Origin of the sequence: Collinsella sp. LCP21S3_A3, assembly GCF_052118905.1 — a bacterium.
Classification (GTDB): domain Bacteria; phylum Actinomycetota; class Coriobacteriia; order Coriobacteriales; family Coriobacteriaceae; genus Collinsella.
The window spans coordinates 15238-36101 of the sequence record NZ_JBQKGH010000002.1; the positions used below are offsets into that span (position 1 = coordinate 15238).

Sequence of the window (20864 nt, forward strand, 5' to 3'; positions counted from 1 at the left end):
TCACGATCCCTCCTTTGACCCCGATGCTTGCGGAACCAAGCGCACCGCGCGTAAGCGGCACGAGGCGTCGCCGGCATCCGCGGCAACCGTCACCATGTCGACCCAGCCGCGCCCATCGCGCACGATGGCGCCCCATACGTTGCCCTTGATGTCGAGGTAACCGCTTAGAGCGAGCTGGGCTGTGGGCACCTCGCGATAGATACGCAACAGGTCCGCGGCAGCCTCGGTCATCGGCCGCTCCTCGGCCCATGTCAGCCGGGCTGCGACTGCGTTGTCCGCAGATGGACCCGCCGCAGCATCCGCCCGTTCGTCGAGGGCGCGCAGAAAAGTTTGTGCCGTGACGGCGGCATCCCTGTCGGCCGTGTCCCGCGCTTTGTCATCGGGAGGCGCCACCGCGCCCGAGCTCCCATCCGCGACGGTCCCAGAACGCTGCTGCCGCACGGCATTCAGCCCCCAGAGCGTCGCCGCTATCGCCACAATCAGGCAAGCGAGCACCAGCAGCACGCCAACAGAATGCCCGCCTTCTACAGGCTGTTGATGCCGTCTTTGATCGCGTTCCATAGCTTTTCGACGTTGCCCTTAAATGCAACGATGGCAATGATCGCGATTACCACGAGCACGCCGACCAAGATGGCGTACTCGGTGGTACCCTGCGCGCTTTCCTCCTGTACCAGCGTCTTGGCACGTTGACAAGAACGCATTGCACGGTAAAGCGTCCGGCTCCAAACCCTACCCATAACGTCAGCCATTTTGTTCATGTATTCCTCCCTACATCATCCCGCCTGCTCCCAGCAGCGGGCCCAATATGGATAACAGCAGTGCCGGCAAGATGAGCGTGCCAGTGGGAATCAGCAGCTTGACGGGCGCTCGTTCAATCTCGCGCTCGACCGCGGCACGATGGGCGGCGCGGATCTCGCGACTTTGGGCAGCAAGGGTCTCGGCAAGCGGGGCACCCAGGGCGAGCGCTTGACCCACCGTAATGGCAAAGGTCTCGAGCGCCCGCACGTCCAGGTCCTGCGCGGCCGCCAACAACTCGTCCTCGCGCGCTCCCACGCCCACCTGCCACGCCATGCATGCCCGTTCAAGCCGAACAGTCAGCGCCGATCGACGATTGGCGCAAAAGATCTCGAGCGCCGCATCGAACGAAAGGCCGGCGGAAAGCCCCAGGCGCACCACATCAATCATCTCGGACACCTCACCGAGCGAAACCTGCGCTGAGTTGTCCACGCCAAATGCGCCCCTCACCCACGCAATAGCGGCATCGATCACCGAATGGGCCGCAGCAACGACTAGCACCGCCTCGCCCCTGAAAATCTCCATGGTCTTGCGCACATCCGAGCGCTCCAGGCCCGTCGCGACAAATACGCCGAAGGCGCACAGGCAAGCCGTGGCGGCAACCAGGGCGCTCACAGCTCCACCCGCATAATGCGCCGGATAACCACCAGGGCGACGCCGTTAAGGGCAAGCCCCAGAACCACGGCACCGGCGCCTACCGGCGTTGCGAGACCGTAGCGAAAATCTGCCGAAAGCAGGGCCAGCACCGCGCACATACCCGCCGGCATCGCCGCGACCATATGCGCCGACATGCGCGCCTGCGACGTTTTGACATCCAGGCGGCGCTTGAGCTCGATACGCTCCCCCACCATGCTCGACGCCTCGGACAGCAGATCGGCAAGCGGGGCACCGGTCCGCTGCGACACCTTGAGCGCCAACGTGACAAGCGAAAGCCCGGGGGCGTCGATGCGGACAAGCAGGTCGTCGAGCGCATCGGCAGCCGAAATGCCGCAGTCGATCGCCGCCGCTACCCGCAGAAACTCGGTATGCACCGGCTCTTGCGCGTGAGCGCCCACAAACCGCATGCCCTGGGCCAGCGAATGTCCCGAGGCAAGCGACATGGAAAGTGCCGTAAAGGCCTCGGGCATGGCTTCCTCCACATCGCGCTGCTCGCGTCGGTGGTCAAAGACGTCGCGTGCGGCGCCCGCGGCAAAGGGCGCAACCGCTCCCAAAACAAAGCCGATGGGCGATAGCGACACCACGGCAAGCGCAAGGCAGCAGACGCCACTCGATAGCAACAGGAACGCTAAGCGTGAAGCATCATCCTCAACGACAAGACCGATGCGGCGCACGGGAGCCAACGATGCCCACGAACGGGCGATCTTTTTCAGCAGATCGTTTTCCACCAGCTCACGCGGCAGCTTCTCTGCCGCCGTCTCGAGCGTCTGGCGCACCAGCTCCGCCGGCGGCACCCTCGGCACATGAGGCTCCACTCCGCATACCGTCGCGACCGAAAACCCGGCAAGGCCCCCTACGACGAGGGGCACAACGACCTCCATTCGTCCACCTCCTCCTGTGTAAGCGTTCCCGAGCGCAAGCCCTCTGCGATAAACGGCGGCTCGCGGTTGAGGGTCCAGGTGCGCTCGGCGGCATCGAAGGTCACGTAGCGCTCGAGTTCCACGCCACCCGACGCGCCGCGTCGCACCCCCGAATAGGAGGACACAAAACGCCGGCCGTCCGCATGGCGCTCGGACATCACGATGCCGTCGAGCGCCATAGCGATTTGTTCCTCGATAAGCTCGCTCGGCAGATCGATGCCATAGCGCGCAAGCAGCGTCAAACGCACCACGGTCTCTTGCTCGGTGCCCGCATGAAGCGTGGTGAGCGACCCATCGTGCCCAGTGTTCATGGCCTGCAGCATGTCGCAACATTCCGCACCGCGTACCTCACCCACCACAATACGGTCGGGACGCATACGCAGGGCGTTGGTCACCAGGTCGCGGATTGTCACCGCACCCTCACCCTCAATTGAAGCCTCGCGCGCCTCCAGGCGAACCACATGCGGGTGATGCGCGAACTTGAGCTCGGCGGAATCCTCGATCGTCACGATGCGCTCGCCGGTAGATATCTCGCACGATAGCGCGTTGAGCAGCGTAGTCTTGCCCGACCCCGTACCGCCCGCAACCGCCAAATCTTGGCGCAGCGACACCGCACACGAAAGCAGTTGCGCATACCAAAGCGGCAGCGACCCCAGGCCCACAAGCTCGTCCAACGAACAGATGCGATCCGAGAACTTGCGGATAGTGAGGATCGGCCCATCGATCGCCACGGGCGGAATCACCGCGTTGACGCGATAACCTGTCTTGAGGCGGGCGTTGACGATGGGACTGCGCTCGTCGATACGCCTGCCCAGCGGTGAGATGATGCGGTCGATGAGCACGCGAATCTGCTCGTCATCCTCAAACGCATGCTCGATGGGGTATAAGACCCCGCCGCGCTCAAAGAAAGCCGAGCGGCAACCGTTGACCATAATCTCGGTGACGGTGTCGTCCTCGATGAGCGGCTGCAGCGGGCCCAAGCCCACCACGTCATCCAAGATCTCGTTGATGATGGTCTCACGCTCGGGCGTCGCCAGGTCGGTCGGTTCTTCCACGTTGAGTGCCGCCTCCACCGCAGGACGCAATTCCGAGCGGGCAAGAACCGGATCGATGTAGGCACTGATGCGTGCCACCTCGTCGTAGCCCACGCGGTCCATCACGGCCCGCTTGGTGCGGCGCTTGACCGCACGGTGCCGTCCCACATCGACAGGTGCCGTCGCCGCTGCCGCACCGGCTGCTTTAATTCTCGTTTGCAGGCTCATCGGCAATCACCCTCACGCGACCAGGGAAGGCGGATGCGCGGGCGTTCGGTGCGTGTTGCACGGTCGGCGACCATATCGCTCCAAGGGCCGACGGCGCACCCCAGTTCCACGAGCATCTCACGCGTGGCCTCGCGCACGCTGGTCGCGAAAGCGCTGGTCTGCCCCACTGCCTCGTCAGCGCGCCCAAACGCCATGAGCGCGGCGAGATCCTGCCCGCCATCGGCGATACGAATCTTGGAGCTCAACGCACAGGCAATCTCAAAGCGCATGGCGACATCCTCGTCCGCCCCACGCGCGCCAAATCGGTTGAATACGGCGCTCATGCGCGTGCGCGGCACGCCCACACGGCTCGCCAGCTCAATGACGCGCGCTGCAGACGTCGCGGAAGAAACTGCCGCATCACCCACGACAAGGCAACGGTCGCACGCTGCCACCGCAGCCGCCACGGCATCGCCCCAAAAGACCGAGGTATCGATAAGGACCACGTCGGACTCACGACGCAAGATGTCGAGCAGCAGCTCTACCGGACGCGCCATGAGCTCGGCGCGCTCGGGCGCTGCGACAGGCCCCCAAAGCGTAACGCCTGGGGCAACGCGCATCGATGCAGCGACCACGTCTTGCTCCGCAGGTGCGCCCGCGACCGACGGCTCGATAAGTGTCGCCATGTCATGCGGGGCATCGGCGCCCAGCAAGTCGTAGAGATTTCCAAACATTAGGTCCAAATCGAGTACGGCAGCTCGCAGACCCAGCAACGAAGCGGCATGCGCCATCGTGGCGACAATCGTCGATTTGCCACATCCGCCCGATCCCGAGACGGCGCAGATGACCGGAGCTCGATGCGACGTCGACGCAGTGTCTGCCAGCGGTGCAGGGGCTGACGACGTGGGCGGCAACGTCCCCGTCTCGCCAGCCGCACCCAAGTGCTGCGTCCACGCCGGCACGGCAGGCTGCTCAAACTGTAGGGGCGGAACTGGGGATTCCGCTGTCACGTCGACGTGCGGGCCATCACCCGCGACAAGGCCCTCGACCTCATCGAGTCCATCGGCCAGGCTCACGCCGTGCACGTATCCCATATCTACGGCCAGGAGGTCTTCGCCATACGGCACCGACGCTCCGACGTCACCACATGCAAGGGGGCCCGGGGGGCGCCGAACATGCTCGGCTTCCGCTTTCCCATAGTCATCAACACGCGGGCCTCTTGTAGCGCGAGGCGCCCCGGGTTCCCTATCAACAAAAACATCGGGCTCAGGCGACACGCCCCAATCGGAATCAACCGCTCCCTCGCCCACATGTCCGCTGCCGCATATGCTGTGCGCAGCGATGACCTCGGTCGCCCCCGCGCGAAACAGCCCCTCTATATCCGACGGATCGAGCGCCTCTATCAACACGACGACGCGGCTCACGCGTCCTTCGGCAGTCAGGCGCGCAACGGTCTCTCGCACATCTTTAGTATCAAACAGGGATGCCGCGATAATGGCAGCGCCACGGCGCGAAGGAAACGCCCGAGCCATAGACACCAACCCGTCTAGGTCGCCCACGCGAAGCACCTGCGCGCCCGCATCGCGGCCCTCGACTTCCTGCTGCAGCAGTCCGTAATCGCCACACGCGCAGCACGCAAGCCAGATCGCTTTCATCACTCGTCGCCTCCGCTCTTTTTGCCGCGTGCCGTGGCGGGAATCGTCAAGCTGACCGTTCCCTTGCCCGAGGCTCCCAGCAATTCCTTGACGTCTTTGGGGTCGGCCGCCAGCGTCACCCACTCGACCTTGCCTTCGCGCGTGGCACCGGCCTCGTCGCTGGTATCGATCACATACGCGCCGCACAGCCGATCGGTCACGCCGTCTTTTTGCACGTACACATCCACGTAGCTGCCCACGCCTGCGGCTCCGCCCACCGAATGCTCGGCATCGACCGCCACCGAAACGGCAACCTTGCCCTTGGGCACCTCGAGCGTATGGCTCTCGGCTTTGGTGTAGGCATCGCAGACCACGGCATTTTTGGGAATACGCGAGGTCGTCACGTCGCCACGCACCTGGCGCAGGTCGGTCGCCGCATCGCGCGGCAGCAGGCTCGCGAGCCACTCTTGGGTTACGACATTGGTCTCGTCGAGGGTCTCACCCACATCGATATCACGTGCGGCAACGCAAACTTCGACGCGATCGCCGCCGTATTTGGCCAAGGTTTCGGCCTGGGCCTGCTCAGCCCGCGAACGAACCGATGATCCGTAAACCATGCAGAGTGCCGCGGCGAGCACGCCCGCTGCCAGGCTGATGGCGATGCGCTTGCTCTTGTTCACGGCAGCTCCTCTCAAGACAGCACTGGGCGGATGGGATGCCCGTACCACTATTGTCCGAGCGGCCAAGCAACAAAACAGCGCGATCACCATCTTGGTTTTAAGTGTCAAACCAATTACCAGCCAAGAGCTGACCAACCCGTCAAGCCCGCGGCAAGGTTTTGGTCAGCGCGTCGGCAAAACGCTTATTTAAGGGCGCATCGCCAGTAAAAAAGCCGCCTCCCGCACAGTTGGAAGACGGCTGTCATAGATAAATTCAATTACAGATGGACATCGGGATCGAGCATTTGGGCACTCACACGCATGGATGACGCCAAGTTTTGGAACGTTTCCAGGCGCAGGCCATCGATCTGCCCGGCATCGGCGGCATCGCGAACGGCGCAGCCCGGTTCGTGGGTATGCGTGCAGTCGCCAAACCGACACGCACGCGACGCCTCGACGATCTCGGGGAAGGCACGCGCCAGGCCCCGCTCGTGACCAACGAGTGGCAAACTGCGCAGGCCCGGAGCGTCGGCAATGACGCCGGCGTCGCCCGGCAGCGCCACCATCACGCGCGCGACCGTGGTATGGCGGCCTTGGTCGTCGCGCTCGCGCACGCCACCGGTAGCCAGCGCATCGTGGCCCAGCAGCGCATTGAGCAGCGTCGACTTTCCGGCCCCCGACTCACCCAGGATCATGGCGCACGTTCCCGCCGGAACACAGGCGCGCACCTCATCCAAACCACGGCCTTCGGCAGAGGACGTCACGATAACGCGCACGTCCGGGCCCACCAGACGGCGCACGCGATCCAGATCGCGCTCGAGTTCCGCGGCCTCGCAGCGGTCGGCCTTGGTAAGCACCACCACCGGCTCGGCATCGCAGTCGAGCGCCAACACCAGCGAGCGCGCCACGCGGTCGAGCAGCACTTCACCGGCGCCAAGTGCCTGCACGATCAGCACGCTATCCACGTTGGAACAAAGCACCTGACGCTCGCCGCGGGCGCGGCCACGCCAACGCTCAAAACTCGTGCGTCGCGGCAGGACGCATTCGATTACGCCCATGTCGTGCCCGGGCGCACGACGCACCGCCACACGGTCGCCCACAGCCGGCAGCAGTACCTCGTCCTCGCCGCGCGACTTGGCAAACCCCACGGCATGCTCGGCACGAAAGGTATCGTCGGCCGTCACCACCAGCGGAAACCCGCGATCCAAGCGCACCACGGCGCCCAGTTGCATCTGCTCGGGCTCCTCGGCTTGGGCGCAAAAATCGTCAAATGCCGCCTGCTGAGCCGCGGCGACCGGCAGATCGCCAAACGCCGGAACATCCTGCAGCGCATCGAGTCCCGGCACGCTCGCCAGCAGCTCCTCGGCAGACGCGGGGGCTTCGGTCGCAAGCTTCCGACGACGGTCACGCTTGGCCCGCGCCCCCGTCGTCTTTTTCTTCGCCTTAGCCCTAGCCTTGCCCACAAGCGCCTCCCAGCACCACAAATCACAACTGAGCAGGTATTTTAAATCAAAAAGAGCTGGCCGGGCAAAGCCCGACCAGCTCACACACTTTCCCTCAGCCAATGGTCCCGAGAGGCCATCCGAAGGCCCGACCGCCGAGAGGGGTTTCTTCTGAGCGATCCCGCAGCGCGAAGCGCGAGGACCAGCGAAGAAGAAACCCCGCAGGCGGTCGGGCCGGTGGGAAGGATGGCCTTTCGACCTACTCCTTCTCGACTGCGCGCATGATCGCCTTGTAGATCTCCATCAGCGGAATGATCAGGAAGGCAAGGCCCAGCGCGGCGATAACGCCCTTGAGCTCAAGCGTCACGGGGCCAAAGAACATCTCGGCAAGCGTCGGCTGCACGGTTACGATCACCGTCAGCACCAGCGCCAGCGCGGCAGAGGCCCACAGCCACTTGTTTTGCTTCTTCATCTTAAACAGCGACGTGCGGCGGCTGCGCATGTTAAAGCAGTGGAAGATCTCGACCATGTTGAGCGTGATGAAGGCCATCATCACGCCTTCCTCGTCGGCGACGCCGGCGATCATATCGGAGATGTGGATGTAGCCCATGTCAAAGTACACGCCCACAAAGAAGCTCGCCAGCACCAGCGCGGCAATGATCAAGCCCTGGACCACGCAGTCCAGACCCATATTGCCGGCAAAGACACCGTCCTTGGCGTTGCGCGGCTTGCGCCTCATGATGTCGCCCTCGGCATCCTCCATGCCCAGCGCGAGCGCGGGGAAGCAGTCGGTGACCAGGTTCACCCACAGCAGCTGCACCGGCTGGAAGATGGTAAAGCCGATGAGCGTGGCGATAAACACCGAGAACACCTCGGCAAGGTTGGCCGAAAGCAGGAACTGGATGACCTTGCGGATGTTGTCGTAGATGCGGCGACCCTCTTCGCAGGCACCGATGATGGTGGCGAAGTTGTCGTCGGCAAGCACCATGTCGGCGACGTTCTTGGTAACGTCGGTACCGGTGATGCCCATGCCAACGCCGATGTCGGCACGCTTGATGGACGGGGCGTCGTTGACGCCGTCGCCCGTCATGGCCACGATCTGGTCGCGCGACTTCCAAGCCTCGACGATACGGGTCTTGTGCTCGGGCTGGACGCGGGCGTACACGCCGTAGTCCTCGATGTGCGCGTCGAGTTCCTCGTCGCTCATGCGATCGAGGTCGGCACCGGTGATGGCATGGCTGCGATCGGTGACGATACCCAGCTGCTTGGCGATGGCCACGGCGGTGTCGATGTGGTCGCCCGTGATCATGACGGTGCGGATACCAGCATCGTGGGCCTCGCGGATGGCGTCGGCGACCTCGGGGCGGACCGGGTCAATCATGCCGGACAGGCCGCAGAAGACCAGGTCGTGCTCGAGCGCGGCGGGGCTGCAGTCGCTTGGGACCTCGGTGTAGGTGCGGCTTGCCAGCGCCAGCACGCGCAGGGCCTCGTCGGCCATGGCCTTGTTGGCGGCCACGAGCTCGGCACGACGCTCCTCGGTCAGGGGGACGACCTTATCGCCCTCGTAGATGTGGGTGCACAGGCCGATCACCACGTCGGGCGCGCCCTTGGTGTATTGCTCGTACTCGCCGTCCAGGGTCTCAACGACCACGGACATCATCTTGCGGCCCGAGTCAAACGGGGCCTCGCCCACGCGCGGGTGCTCGGCAGTCAGACCAGTGAGGCCCGCCTTTCCGGCATCGTTGACGAGCGCGCACTCGGTCGGCTCGCCGACGGCCTCACCCAGTTCCTCGTCCCACTGGGCATCGGAGCACAGCGCCATGCCTGCCAGGAACTTCTCCTTAGGCGCAGCGAGCTCGTGCTTGACGACGGTCATCTTATTTTGGGTAAGGGTACCGGTCTTGTCGGAGCAGATGGTCTGCGTGCAGCCGAGAGTCTCGACGGCAGAGAGCTTGCGGATAATTGCCTGGCGCTTGGCCATCTTGGTCACGCCAAGCGACAGCACGATGGTCACGACGGCGACCAGGCCCTCGGGGATGGCAGCGACGGCGAGCGAGACGGCGACCATAAAGGTGTCGAGCAGGGCAGTCGGGTCGGTAAGGACGTTGCCCACGCCGTGGCGGACGATGTCGACGCCAAAGATCACGACGCAGATGACGATCACCATAATGGTGAGGATACGGCTGAGCTCGGCGAGCTTCACCTGCAGCGGCGTGAGCTCTTCCTTGGCCTCGGCCAGGGCACCGGCGATCTTGCCCATCTCAGTATCCATGCCGGTGCCGACCACGACGGCGCGGCCACGGCCGTACACGACGGTGGAGCCCATGTAGCACATGTTCTTGCGGTCGCCGAGCGGCACGTCATCGGTGCCCGCGGCAAGCTCGATCACGTTGGCGTGCTTCTCGACCGGCACGGACTCGCCGGTGAGCGCGGCCTCTTCGATTTTCATCGTGGCGCTCTCGAGCACGCGGCAGTCGGCCGGGACGGAGTCGCCCGCCTCGAGCATGATCACGTCGCCGGGTACAAGCTCGGCGCTCGGCAGGTGCACGAGTTTGCCGTCGCGTAGAACCTTGGACTGCGCCGCGCTCATCTCCTGAAGGGCCTCGAGGGCCTCCTCGCTCTTGGCTTCCTGGACCACGCCCAGCACCGAGTTGACGATAACGACGAACATGATGATGGCGACATCGGCAAAGTCCGCCTCGCCCTTAACCATGCCCGTGAGCGCGCTGATAACGGCGGCAACGATCAACATGATGACCATGGGATCGGCCATCTGCTCAAAGAAACGCTTCCACAGCGGCGTCTTCTCGGCTTCCTCAAGCTTGTTAGGGCCTGTCTTGGCGAGGCGCGACGACGCCTCGTCGTTGCTCAGGCCGAGGTTCTCATCGACACCTTGGTCGCTGAGCACCTCCGCCGCGGCGGACAGGTATTCCTTTTGCATATAGAGTCCCCTCCTGGGATTCGGGCCACTCAGCAGATTGATGCCCGATCATAATTCCCAGGAGAAGGGCAAGGGCTCATCAAGGCTGCCGTGCTGAGCGGCAGTTGATAGTGGAGCTATGGTACCCCAAAGCGACGCGTCTAGCCAAAACAATCCATTTGGAAATATGGTCCGTATGTAACGATGCGGACCGTGTGATGCTCAATACTGATAAAACGTTTTTTCTTAGGCGCGTCGCCAAACTAAAATATCACCCAGATAGCAGCGGTTAGAGCGGTTGGTAAAGTTTTTTCATATACCGTTTTTCCCGTAAAAAATGAACTTCTAATTCGGCATACGGTCGATTTTTTGGGGTATTCGGTCGGTATTTCGTTATAATCAACTCAGTTTTATTTCTTAAGGTTTATCTATCAGCGCAAGACGATGTCAGATGGAGGTCTGAATGTACAAGCGCACTAAGATTGTATGCACCATGGGTCCCGCCTGCGATAGCGACGAGACCATCCGCGAGATGATCAAGGCGGGCATGAACGTCGCCCGTTTTAACTTCTCGCACGGCTCCTACGACGAGCACCACGGTCGCATCGAGCGCGTCCGTCGTATTTCCAAGGAGCTCGGTATGCCCGTCGGCATCCTGCTCGACACCAAGGGCCCCGAGGTCCGCACCGGTCTTCTGGTCGACGGCAAGAAGGTTGCCGTCAAGACCGGCGACAAGATCGTCGTCACCGCTCAGCCCACGTCCGAGGATTTCCACGGCACCGCTGAGCACATCTCCCTCGACTACCTGGCTCTGCCCTCCGAGGTTGAGAAGGGCTCCCTCATCCTGATCGATGACGGCCTGGTTGCTCTCGAGGTCGAGTCCGTCGACGGCCAGGACATGACCTGCGTCGTCAAGAACGACGGCCTGATCGGCGAGCGCAAGGGCGTCAACATGCCCAACGTCAACATCTCGCTGCCCGCCATCACCGAGCGCGATCGCCAGGACATCCTCTTTGGCCTGACCGAGAACATCGACTACATCGCCGCTTCCTTCATCCGTGACGGCGAATCTGTCCGCGGCATCCGCGAGCTTTGCCGCGAAAACGGCGGCGAGCACGTGACGATCTTCCCGAAGATCGAGTGCGCCCTGGGCGTCGAGAACTTCGATGAGATCCTCGAGGCTTCCGACGGCATCATGGTCGCCCGTGGCGACCTGGGCATCGAGATCAAGCCCGAGCTCGTTCCGCACATCCAGAAGGAGATCATCGCCAAGTGCAACGCGGCCTACAAGCCCGTTATCACCGCTACGCAGATGCTCGACTCCATGCAGCAGAACCCGCGCCCGACGCGCGCCGAGGTTGCCGACGTTGCTAACGCCATTTACGACGGTACCGACGCCGTCATGCTGTCCGGCGAGTCCGCTGCCGGTAAGTACCCGGTCGAGGCCGTCAAGATGCAGGCCAGCATCGCTCTCGAGACCGAGAAGTACCTCCCGGCTCACGCTCCGCTCGAGGTTCCGACCGATGCTCACGGCACCCGCGTCGTCAACAACGTTGTGGGTATGTCCGCTGTGAACATGGCCACCACCGTTGGCGCCAAGTGCATCACCGTGCCGACGACCACCGGCCGTACCGCTCGCCTGATCTCGCACTTCCGTCCCAACATGCCGATCTGCGCGTTCTCCCGCCACGAGTGGGCCGTCCAGCAGATGATCATGTACTGGGGCGTTATCCCGCACAAGGCCGAGATTACCCAGGGCACCGTCAACGGCACGATCGTCAAGGCGATCGAGACCGCTAAGGAGCTCGGCTACGTCGAGACCGGCGATTTGACCGTCGCTACCGCCGGCGATCCCCGTATGAGCGTCCAGCTTGAGGACAAGGTCTCCTCGACCAACGTCGCCTACGTCGCTCAGGTGCGCTAAATCGCACTTGCAAGCACATTTACATTAAAAAGGGCCCGGAGGCTTTGCCTTCCGGGCCCTTTTTCTGTGCGCCGATGCCTACCGCACGGCATGACACGCACCCATTTCTTTACCAAAAGCGCGAAATCCGCCCTCCGGGGCCCAAAAAATAAAGCCCCAAGCGCTAAAAGTGTTCGCCCGGTGGCAAACCCACACCTCACACAGGGCTGATAAATCGTTTTAGCAAGGTCTAAATCGACCACGTTTTCGGAAGTGCGGGGAAAAATTGCCTACCCCCGAGCACAAGCCCTTTTATTTCAACAAAACCCCTGATAAAGTTGGCTTAAATACCGCTTGTGGTTGACCTGTTTGTCTTTTTCCCCGCACTTCCGAAACCGATAGCTTTTCTAGCCCAAACTACGCTCAAACGATCGGATCGCTATGTCATTTCTTGCCTGCGGACCCACGGCTTTTCAGTACTATCGCATACCGCCCCAGATACTGGGACTCTATCCGGCAATCCTGCCGCCCGACCATGACCATCGCTTGGTGCATTACTCAAAACAACCAGTATTTAAAGACTTGCTCGGCACACCAGTCTGGAGATTCGTGGGCGAAAGAAAACAGCGCGCGAATCGGGAGCATTCGTAAAACAGTTTCAGTCCCGGCAGTAATGTCTGCCGGGACTGTTCTTGTATAAATTGAAGCCGTATGTATATGATTAAACAGACCGATAAACTTGAATAGGTCGAATAGATAATAATTTATGGAGGTTGTAATGGTAAGAATAGCAACTGTAAATGATGCGGAGCAATTAAACATCTTAAACAACGAATTTAATGGTGAGGGCGATACAAGCATAGACAATATTAGAAATTCCCTTATGAATAATAAACAGGAAGTTGTTATCGTTGCTGATGAAGATGATATGTTAGTTGGATTTGTTTGTGTTCAGCTTAAAAAATCGTTCTGCTATGATGAATATATGCCTGAAATTACAGAAGTGTATGTTAAACCAGCATACAGAAAAAGAGGCTTAGCGAGTGAGATGATTACTTTTGCAGAGGCTTATTGCAGTAAGAATTATCCACTTGACAAATATGAACTTCTAACAGGACAAGAAAATCTTGTTGCACAAACTGTATATAATAAACTTGGATATGTAGATGATAATGAACTTCATTTATCAAAAAGAGTGAAGAAGTAAGTCAAATTAAGATTTGTCGAACTGATACTAAGGGCGCACTTCTATACGGGTTAAACCCGTATGTGCGCTCTGCGAGACCGAACAGCTCGGCCCCCTGAATATCTGGGGTGCGTCACTGCGTTCCGTACAAGGGGATCCATCCCTTGCGCCGCTATGCGGCTATCCTTACATGAAAAAAGGCGTGATCACTTTCGTCACGCCTTTTGCCTATTTAACTGTCTTACGAACACCCCGCTAACGGAAAGCTATTTCATAGCCGTCTGCTAACCCAAGAGCCGCCTCCTGGGTCGTTTAGGCAGACTGAGCATGGATTTGATGTCACGTCGCCCGAGTTTACGCTGCTCAACCTTGCTACGCAGGTCTCACGCAACCAGTTACTCATGGCTTGCTACGAGATGTGCGGCTCCTTTGCAGTGTTCACGCCTTGTAAACGGGCTCAGCAGCAGCTCGATGAAGCAATTTCGCTTAAGCTCATTCCGCCCGACTGTGGTTGGAAACGTGTTGTCGACACCAAGGGCAATGACACCAACTTGTGGAAGCGCACGCCGCTTCTTTCCGCAGCGGATATCGCCGCGTTCGCCAAGCAGGCCGCAGGCCTGCGCGGCGTTAAACAACTGCGCTGGGCGGCCGAGCACATGACGGGACAGACCGCCTCGCCCTTCGAAGTACAGACCTCCATGCTTGTCTCGCTCCCCCGCAACGAGGGCGGCATGGGCATCAATATCGCAAACAACGTGCGCATCCCACTCAGCGACGCCGCGCGCTCACTGTATGACAAAACCTGCTGCTACGCCGATATCCTCATAGAGAGCAGCACCGACAGCATGGGCGTCATTCTGGAATGCCAAGGCCGCTCCGCCCATGACAGCGAAGCCGCGAGCCTCTCCGATGCCGAGCGCACCACCGCCCTCACAAGCATGGGCTATGACGTTATCCAGATAACCTATGATCAAATCAAGGACACGAAGAGCTTTAACAGCATCGCCGAGCTAATTCATAAAAAGGCGGGGCTCCCTTACGTTCCAAAATCTAAGCTGGAACTCACTGCCGCAGAAACCCTTCGGCGGGAGCTATTGGTCGATTGGGATGAACTGTTCACCGTTACGTCTGCCGGCTAGCAGCTAGCGATCAGAGGGACTGCGGGGACGTCAGAAGCGGCAACGCGGGCGGCAAAACCCGCCTCGGTTAGCTCGACGACCTCGGTAAACGTTGCGTCAAAGAACTCTTCGGTCAGCAGACGGTACGGCGGATGATCCGGATCGCCGGGGTTTTCGCGCACAATCTCGTGCATAACGCCAATGGTCTTGAGCACATACTCTTGTGGAATCGAATACTGACCAAACTGGGCCGCCGCGGTATAGAGGCGATCGGTCGCACGCGGGATAGAAACGATGCCGAGCGTCTTGCCAAACCAGTCAAAGTCTCCCTGCTTCTTAATGCGGAACTCCTCGCACGGCTTGCCGCCTCGCGCCTCGAGATATTGGTTCACGCGCGTGTTCCACACGGTATCGGCCACCAGATGCGACCAAACGCCCAGCGTCAAATCGAGCAGCGACTGCGCCACGTCATCGGGCGCGAGCGAAAACTCGGCGGCGCCGGGGCCGTCAACCGGCTCGGCGTCTTTGTAGCGCTGCGGATAGTGCACCCGATTGAGCCTTTCACGCTCTTCGACAATCGAGGTCGCTGCAGCCGGCGCACCCGTCGGCGCACCTTTAAGCAAAGGCGCCACATAGGTGTCCCAAAACTCATGCTCGCGTGGCTTAGGAATGGGCTCGGGCTTGGCAAAGTGCGTGATGCGATACGGGATGGGGTCGGCAATACCGGGAACCATGTACCCCACAAAAATGTCCGGAACCACGCTGCCAAACAAAAAGGCATTGCGGTCGCGCACGTTATCGGCAAGCGCGCCGGCACGCGCCAGAAGTCGTTCCGTCTGAGCGATATGAATATTCCAGCTTGGCATAGCTACCCCCGTAAAAACCCGGATAACTATACCATTCGCAGCAAGTCACGTGCGCGGCCGCAACCCCACTATGCGGCAACTATTCTGCTGCACCGTTTTCGGTTCCATATGATGGCACGGGAGCCCCGACCACGTGGTGATATCGATCGATATAAATCGCACGGGCCCCAAGACGTCGTACTAAATCCTGATGATGCGTGCTCATCAAGACCGTCTTACCGGCAGCAACATAAGCCAGTAGAAAGTTGACCACGATGTCGCAAGAGTCCTCGTCAAGTCCGTTGGTAGGCTCGTCGAGCACCAGAATATCGGGGTTCATCGACACGACGGCAGCCAGCGCCACACGCTTCTTTTGCCCACCCGAAAGCTGATAGGGCGAAGCATCGACCAGATCGGCAACCTGAAACAGCTCCATGGCATCACGGACGCGGCGCCCGAGCTCGTCCGCCGAAAGCCCCATTTGAGCCGGGCCAAACGCGACCTCCTCGCCGACCGTGGCGCAAAAGATCTGTGCATCGGCGTTTTGGAACACGAAGCCCACGCGCTGATGGAACCGCTGGGTCGTCGCGGAATCCTTGAGATATGCCGCATCGACCACATGTCCATCAAACAGGTACGTACCCGCATCCGCAAGCTCAAGGCCGTTGATAAGCCGCATGATCGTCGTCTTGCCGCAGCCGTTGGGTCCAACCAGCGCAACCAGCTCACCGCGATTAACCTGCAGCGACACGCCATCGACCACCGTATGGCCCGCATAGGAAAACACCACGTCGCGAAACTCGATGAGCGGCGTGGCCTTGGCGCCGGCAGCACCGCTCGCACCCATCGCACCATTTGTATCGTTTGCCAAAACGTCGCCCTTCCCTATTCACATCGACGGCTTGACCGCCCGCGCTACAGCACCGCGCACAACACGGCGAGCAGCACCACAACAGCCGCATAGACCGCGTCGCGCCAGCCAAAGCCGTTCCGTGCAGGCGCCGGATATGCGCCGGCAAAACCGCGGCAAAGCATAGCCTCGTCCATCGCGCGGCTGCATTCCATCGCCTTGATAAAGGTCATGCCCATGATACCCGCGATCGAATCGGTACGCGAAAATCCTGCAGGCGCGCGGCCCACACTGCGCAGCATGACCGATTCGCACAGGTCGTGCGCCGTGCGACCCAGCACCTCGATGTGTTTGAGCGCCATATCAAACGTAAAGATAACCTCGTCGGGCAGGTGCAGCATCTTAAGCGCCGCCGACATGCGACTCCAGGTAAGCGTCCACGAAACGCCCAGCACCAATGACACATTAACAAAGGTCTTGAGCGCAATCTTGAGCATGGCGCCCGTGGCAGAAGCACCCAGCAGCAGGGCAGGAAGCGCCAAAACCACGGCAAACCCCGCGGCAGCCAACGCCGGCACAAAGGTCGCGCGCAGCCCGCGTACGGGGCGCACCGCAACGAGCACCAACGCGATCGCTGTCATCAGCATCAAGTACAGCGGGCTCTGCGTCAGGCATACGCACAGGACGCAGACGAACATCCCCACCAAACGCACTGGCGCCGAAACGGAAGAAAGGGCGCGGTCGATAATCGACCCGCCCTTATGTGCGCCGCCGCCTAGACGAACCCGCTCAAGCAGGCTCGCCAGATGCAGGACATTCTTTTGCATCACACGATGCCGAGCCCCCACGGGCTCGTATCGCTGCTCGACCGCAAGCCAGCTAGGCAGCTCGACCGTCGCCATGGGCTCCGCTTTCCTTGACCGTTAGCGAGACCAGACGGAATGCGATGGTGAGCACCGCCACGCCAATCACGCCCGAAAGAATATACATCGCGGCCTGGCCGGCAAAGCCAAGGCCCTGCTCCTCGGAATAGGCCTGCAGATAATCGCCCGTGGGCAGGGCATCGGCAAAGGTCGGGGTATCGAGACCGACCGAAGTCTGCAGACTGTCGTCACCAGCCTCCTGAACGGCGGTCGCGGCGCCCTCAGCGTCCCACTCGCCCCAGGCGTCACCCGTGGCAAGCAAGCCGAGCGGCGTGGCCACGACAAGCACGGCGACCAGGATGAGCGTGGGGACCAGTGAGGTCTTCTTGGCGGCAGCGCTCTCGGCAGCAAGCTGGCCATCGGCGGCCTCGGGCCCGACGATAACGCTCGGCGCCGTCTTCTTAATGAAACCGTAGATGGCGGCCGTCGCCACGCCCTCGACCACGCCGGCTACCAACATGTGCGGGATCATCATGGCCGGAATGGCAATAGAGAGCGGGAAGGGGCAGTACAGCGGAGCTCCCGAAGCGTTGGTAAAGAACATCGGCTGAATACCAAACTCGATCGCCGTGCACAGGGCCGCCAGGCACAGGCCGACCCAACCGCTTACGACGGCCGAAACCGAGGTGCCCCAGCTCTTGTCGTGCAAACGGCTGTTGAGCGCACGGAACACGATAGCGGCGGCAAACGGCAGCACGAAGGCCATGTTAAAGCAGTTGGCGCCAAAGGACAGGATGCCGCCGTCGCCAAACAGCAGCGCCTGCAGCGCCAGCGCGACCGAAACCGCGATGGCCGCGGCCTCCGGGCCCAGCAGCAGCGCGATGAGCGCGCCGCCGACGGCGTGACCCGTGGTACCGCCGGGCAGCGGCACATTGAACATCATGAGCAAGAAAGAGAATGCGGCGCAGATACCCAGAAACGCCATGTGCTCGCGATCGAGCGTGGCGCGCACCTTTTTGATGCAGTGAACCCACACGGGCACCATCGCCACTGCCATGACGGCATCGGTCTGCGGGGACAGATAATTATCTGGAATGTGCATGTACGCCTCCCGGTTATCGGCGCACAGAATTACAACGCCGCTTAAATCACCTTGCCAGTGTTACGTATTGTCAGATTCGTAACACGCCACGGGCTATCATAGCAAAACGGCGCACTGCCGACAAAGCAGCACGCCGTTATGTAATGCGCGTGTCATATATGCAGGCTCAGCAGTGCCTTATACCGAGGATAGCAGCCACGTAAGGCTCGGCAGCAGCCACCGCTGACCCATACCCCAGTGCAGGGCCTAGCCGCGGACCTCGCCGTTTACGCCCTTGCACACCTTGGTGACGATCTTCTGGTGCGCTTTTTCGACCTCTTCGCTGGTAAGCGTGTGGTCGTCGGAGCGATACGTAAGCGCAAAGGCCATGGACTTCTTGCCCACGCCCACGCGGACCGGATCGCGGTAGACGTCGAACAGACGCACACCCTCGAGCAGCTTGCCACCGGCGCTGGTAATGCGGCGCTCAAGGTCCTCGCAAGTCACGGAGTTGTCGACCACGATAGCAAGATCGTGCTCAACAGCCGGGTACTGCGAGAACTCGCGGTAGTTCTCCTGGTTGCGGGCGCCCTTGATCAGCTTGTCCAGGTCGAGCTCAAAGGCAACGACGACCTCGTCGATGCCCATGGCTTCGCGCGCCTCGGGGTGGATCTCGCCGACCCAGCCCAGCACGGTGCCGCCAGACAGAACCTCGGCGGCACGGCCCGGCTGCAAGAAGGCATAGCCCTCGCCCTCGACGGGACGGAAGCGAACCTTCTCGATGCGCAGCTGGGCGAGCAGCTCCTCGACGATGCCCTTGCCAAAGAAGAAACGCAGCTTGCGGTACTTCATGTTCCAAGACTGCTCGCTCCACTGGCCCGAGAGCACGCCCGCCACGGACTTGGTCTCCTTGGGCAGGCTGGCGTTCTCGCGGCCGTGGAACAGGCTGCCGACCTCGTACAGGTGCACGTTGGGCGTGCCATGGGCCTCGTTATACGCCACAGACTGCAGCAGGCCCGGCAGCAGCGAGCGGCGCATCTCGGTCTGCTCGGCCACCAGCGGGTTCATAAGTACCACGGGGCAGCCGCGGCCCTCGGTGGACATGCCGATCTTCTCCAGGTCGCCCGGCGCGGCAAAGCCAAAGGTCGTGGTCTCGTTGAGGCCGCAGGCGCGCAGGATCTCGCCGACCTTGCGGGTAAGCTTCTGCTCGCGGGTCAGGCCGCCGATGTGGTTCTTGGCAGCCGGGATGGTCGCCGTCACGCGGCCCATGCCCCACAGGCGCAGGACCTCCTCGATCAGGTCGATTTCGCGCGGCAGGTCGGGGCGGAAGCTCGGCGGGGTAACCATAAAGTCCTCGCCGTCGCTCTCGACGGTGCAGCCCAGACGGGTGAGCGAGCGCTCGATAAAATCGGGCTCGATGTCGGCGCCGCAGATGGCGTGCACGCGGGCCAGGCGCAGCTTAATGCTGTCGATGGTCTTGGGCGCGGGGAACACATCTACGTAGCCGGGAGCGACCTCGCCGCCGGCGATCTCCTCGATGAGCGCGCAGGCAACATTGGCCACATCCACGCAGCCGGTCTCATCGACCTGGCGCTCAAAGCGGATGGAGGCGTCGGAGATCAGCGACAGATCGCGGCTGGTGTGCGAGGTGCGACCGGCGTCGAAGCAGGCGCTCTCGACCATCACGTCGACGGTGTCGTCCTCGATCTCGGAATCCATGCCGCCCATAACGCCGGCCAGCGCCACGGGGCGCTCGCCGTCGGTGATAAGGCCCATGCCGGCGTCGAGCGTGCGCTCCTCGCCGTCGAGCGTCGTGAACTTCTCATCCTGCTGGGCGGCGCGAACCACCACGCGGCGCCTGCCATCGCGCTCGGCAAAGGTGTCCAGGTCAAAAGCGTGCAGCGGCTGACCGGTGAGCATCATCACATAGTTGGTGATGTCGACGATGTTGTTGTGCGGGCGCACGCCCAGGGCGTTAAGGCGCTTGACCATCCAGTCGGGCGACGGGCCGACCTTCACGTTGCGCACGATGCGGGCGACATAGCGGTCGCACAGGCCCTCGTCGGCGATCTCGACCGAAAGCTCGTCGTCGGTCGCGCGGCCGGTCTCCGCCTTGATGGCGGGCAGCTCAACGTGGAAGTCGCGATCGAAAATGGCACCGGTCTCACGGGCCATGCCGATCATGGACAGGCAGTCGGGGCGGTTGGGCGTGATCTCGCAGTCGAGCACGGTATCACTCGAGCCCACATACTCGGCAAACGGCATGCCGCAGGGCGTATCCTCGGGCAGGATCATGATGCCGGAGTGGTCGCCGCCCAGGCCGAGCTCGCGCGCGGAGCAGTTCATGCCCATGGACACGACGCCGCGAAGCTTGCTCTTCTTGATCTTGACGTCACCGGGAAGCACGGCGCCGATCATTGCCGTGACGATGTGGTCGCCGGCCTCAAAGTTCTGAGCACCGCAGACGATCTGCAGCGGAGCGGGGTTGCCGTCGGCGTCGAGGTTCTTGTCACCCACGTCGACCGAGCACACATACATATGGTCGCTATCGGGGTGCGGGGTCTTGGTGAGCACCTTGGCGGTCACCACGTGGTCGAAAGACTCGCCCACGGTGTCGATCGCCTCGACCTCGGTGCCGGTACGGATATATTCGTCCGAAAGGGTCTTGGGATCCTCCGGAATATCGATCATGGTCTTGAGCCAGTCGTAAGAAACACGCATCTAACTGGTCTCCTTTCATCTGTAACGTC

The 20864-nt window shown here is 61.5% G+C and carries 18 protein-coding genes; 4 read left to right on the forward strand and 14 right to left on the reverse strand.

Going from position 1 to position 20864, the window contains the following annotated elements; genetic code table 11:
* The 7 genes from ACTQ0H_RS01310 to cpaB form a co-directional block, all read right to left on the reverse strand.
* Entirely contained in the window at positions 1-231 is a 231-nt protein-coding gene (locus ACTQ0H_RS01310; protein ID WP_441068985.1) for a hypothetical protein, read from the reverse strand.
* 293 nt (positions 232-524) lie between these two features.
* Positions 525-758, reverse strand: coding sequence for a hypothetical protein (locus ACTQ0H_RS01315; RefSeq protein WP_441537735.1), 234 nt, complete (start codon positions 756-758; stop codon positions 525-527).
* A gap of 10 nt (positions 759-768) precedes the next feature.
* Positions 769-1410 carry a type II secretion system F family protein gene (locus tag ACTQ0H_RS01320; protein ID WP_441064132.1) on the reverse strand — a complete coding sequence of 214 codons (642 nt, stop codon included), beginning with the start codon at positions 1408-1410 and terminating at the stop codon, positions 769-771.
* Positions 1407-2333: a type II secretion system F family protein gene (locus ACTQ0H_RS01325; protein ID WP_441064134.1), complete on the reverse strand. Its 927-nt coding sequence runs from the start codon at positions 2331-2333 to the stop codon at positions 1407-1409. The genes ACTQ0H_RS01320 and ACTQ0H_RS01325 overlap by 4 nt, the downstream gene beginning before the upstream one ends.
* Positions 2306-3634 carry a CpaF family protein gene (locus ACTQ0H_RS01330; RefSeq protein ID WP_441064135.1) on the reverse strand — a complete coding sequence of 443 codons (1329 nt, stop codon included), beginning with the start codon at positions 3632-3634 and terminating at the stop codon, positions 2306-2308. The genes ACTQ0H_RS01325 and ACTQ0H_RS01330 overlap by 28 nt, the downstream gene beginning before the upstream one ends.
* Entirely contained in the window at positions 3631-5268 is a 1638-nt protein-coding gene (locus ACTQ0H_RS01335; RefSeq protein WP_441064136.1) for an AAA family ATPase, read from the reverse strand. The genes ACTQ0H_RS01330 and ACTQ0H_RS01335 overlap by 4 nt, the downstream gene beginning before the upstream one ends.
* On the reverse strand, positions 5268-5927 hold the full coding sequence (gene cpaB, locus ACTQ0H_RS01340; RefSeq protein WP_441064137.1) for a Flp pilus assembly protein CpaB: 660 nt from the start codon (positions 5925-5927) through the stop codon (positions 5268-5270). Before cpaB ends, ACTQ0H_RS01335 begins: the two co-directional genes overlap by 1 nt.
* Here cpaB and ACTQ0H_RS01345 point away from each other — a divergent pair.
* A complete protein-coding gene (locus tag ACTQ0H_RS01345) occupies positions 5914-6117 on the forward strand; it encodes a hypothetical protein (RefSeq protein ID WP_195838599.1) in 204 nt (67 codons plus the stop codon). The genes cpaB and ACTQ0H_RS01345 overlap by 14 nt on opposite strands.
* 67 nt (positions 6118-6184) lie before the next feature.
* On the opposite strand, the gene rsgA is transcribed toward ACTQ0H_RS01345, so the two are convergent.
* Both rsgA and ACTQ0H_RS01355 read right to left on the reverse strand, forming a co-directional pair.
* Positions 6185-7138 carry a ribosome small subunit-dependent GTPase A gene (gene rsgA, locus ACTQ0H_RS01350; protein WP_441015710.1) on the reverse strand — a complete coding sequence of 318 codons (954 nt, stop codon included), beginning with the start codon at positions 7136-7138 and terminating at the stop codon, positions 6185-6187.
* A gap of 469 nt (positions 7139-7607) precedes the next feature.
* Positions 7608-10289: a cation-translocating P-type ATPase gene (locus ACTQ0H_RS01355; protein ID WP_441064138.1), complete on the reverse strand. Its 2682-nt coding sequence runs from the start codon at positions 10287-10289 to the stop codon at positions 7608-7610.
* A 442-nt stretch (positions 10290-10731) separates the two neighbouring features.
* Between ACTQ0H_RS01355 and pyk the strand changes: the two genes are divergently transcribed.
* From pyk to ACTQ0H_RS01370, 3 genes are all read left to right on the forward strand, one after another.
* Positions 10732-12192, forward strand: a complete 1461-nt coding sequence (gene pyk, locus ACTQ0H_RS01360) for a pyruvate kinase (protein WP_427793920.1) — start codon at positions 10732-10734, stop codon at positions 12190-12192.
* A 745-nt stretch (positions 12193-12937) separates the two neighbouring features.
* Complete coding sequence (locus ACTQ0H_RS01365; protein ID WP_079268190.1) at positions 12938-13378, forward strand: GNAT family N-acetyltransferase; 441 nt, start codon at positions 12938-12940, stop codon at positions 13376-13378.
* Positions 13379-13758: 380 nt separating this feature from the next.
* Positions 13759-14496, forward strand: coding sequence for a hypothetical protein (locus tag ACTQ0H_RS01370; protein ID WP_441063984.1), 738 nt, complete (start codon positions 13759-13761; stop codon positions 14494-14496).
* On the opposite strand, the gene ACTQ0H_RS01375 is transcribed toward ACTQ0H_RS01370, so the two are convergent.
* From ACTQ0H_RS01375 to pheT, 5 genes are all read right to left on the reverse strand, one after another.
* Positions 14493-15341, reverse strand: a complete 849-nt coding sequence (locus ACTQ0H_RS01375; protein ID WP_441063983.1) for a hypothetical protein — start codon at positions 15339-15341, stop codon at positions 14493-14495. The genes ACTQ0H_RS01370 and ACTQ0H_RS01375 overlap by 4 nt on opposite strands.
* A gap of 79 nt (positions 15342-15420) precedes the next feature.
* Positions 15421-16191, reverse strand: a complete 771-nt coding sequence (locus tag ACTQ0H_RS01380; RefSeq protein WP_441063981.1) for an energy-coupling factor ABC transporter ATP-binding protein — start codon at positions 16189-16191, stop codon at positions 15421-15423.
* A 44-nt stretch (positions 16192-16235) separates the two neighbouring features.
* A complete protein-coding gene (locus ACTQ0H_RS01385) occupies positions 16236-17072 on the reverse strand; it encodes an energy-coupling factor transporter transmembrane component T family protein (RefSeq protein ID WP_441063980.1) in 837 nt (278 codons plus the stop codon).
* On the reverse strand, positions 17050-18135 hold the full coding sequence (gene cbiM / locus ACTQ0H_RS01390; protein WP_441063979.1) for a cobalt transporter CbiM: 1086 nt from the start codon (positions 18133-18135) through the stop codon (positions 17050-17052). The genes ACTQ0H_RS01385 and cbiM overlap by 23 nt, the downstream gene beginning before the upstream one ends.
* Before the next feature lie 246 nt (positions 18136-18381).
* Positions 18382-20835, reverse strand: coding sequence for a phenylalanine--tRNA ligase subunit beta (gene pheT / locus ACTQ0H_RS01395; protein WP_441063977.1), 2454 nt, complete (start codon positions 20833-20835; stop codon positions 18382-18384).
* Positions 20836-20864: the final 29 nt, after the last annotated feature.

Coding starts and splice junctions, on each gene's coding strand:
- ACTQ0H_RS01310 (WP_441068985.1), bottom strand. CDS start 231: ATGACCGAGGCTGCCGCGGACCTGTTGCGTATCTATCGCGAGGTGCCC.
- ACTQ0H_RS01315 (WP_441537735.1), bottom strand. CDS start 758: ATGAACAAAATGGCTGACGTTATGGGTAGGGTTTGGAGCCGGACGCTT.
- ACTQ0H_RS01325 (WP_441064134.1), bottom strand. CDS start 2,333: ATGGAGGTCGTTGTGCCCCTCGTCGTAGGGGGCCTTGCCGGGTTTTCG.
- ACTQ0H_RS01330 (WP_441064135.1), bottom strand. CDS start 3,634: ATGAGCCTGCAAACGAGAATTAAAGCAGCCGGTGCGGCAGCGGCGACG.
- ACTQ0H_RS01335 (WP_441064136.1), bottom strand. CDS start 5,268: ATGAAAGCGATCTGGCTTGCGTGCTGCGCGTGTGGCGATTACGGACTG.
- rsgA (WP_441015710.1), bottom strand. CDS start 7,138: ATGCAACTGGGCGCCGTGGTGCGCTTGGATCGCGGGTTTCCGCTGGTG.
- ACTQ0H_RS01355 (WP_441064138.1), bottom strand. CDS start 10,289: ATGCAAAAGGAATACCTGTCCGCCGCGGCGGAGGTGCTCAGCGACCAA.
- pyk (WP_427793920.1), top strand. CDS start 10,732: ATGTACAAGCGCACTAAGATTGTATGCACCATGGGTCCCGCCTGCGAT.
- ACTQ0H_RS01365 (WP_079268190.1), top strand. CDS start 12,938: ATGGAGGTTGTAATGGTAAGAATAGCAACTGTAAATGATGCGGAGCAA.
- ACTQ0H_RS01370 (WP_441063984.1), top strand. CDS start 13,759: ATGGCTTGCTACGAGATGTGCGGCTCCTTTGCAGTGTTCACGCCTTGT.
- ACTQ0H_RS01375 (WP_441063983.1), bottom strand. CDS start 15,341: ATGCCAAGCTGGAATATTCATATCGCTCAGACGGAACGACTTCTGGCG.
- ACTQ0H_RS01385 (WP_441063980.1), bottom strand. CDS start 17,072: ATGGCGACGGTCGAGCTGCCTAGCTGGCTTGCGGTCGAGCAGCGATAC.
- cbiM (WP_441063979.1), bottom strand. CDS start 18,135: ATGCACATTCCAGATAATTATCTGTCCCCGCAGACCGATGCCGTCATG.
- pheT (WP_441063977.1), bottom strand. CDS start 20,835: ATGCGTGTTTCTTACGACTGGCTCAAGACCATGATCGATATTCCGGAG.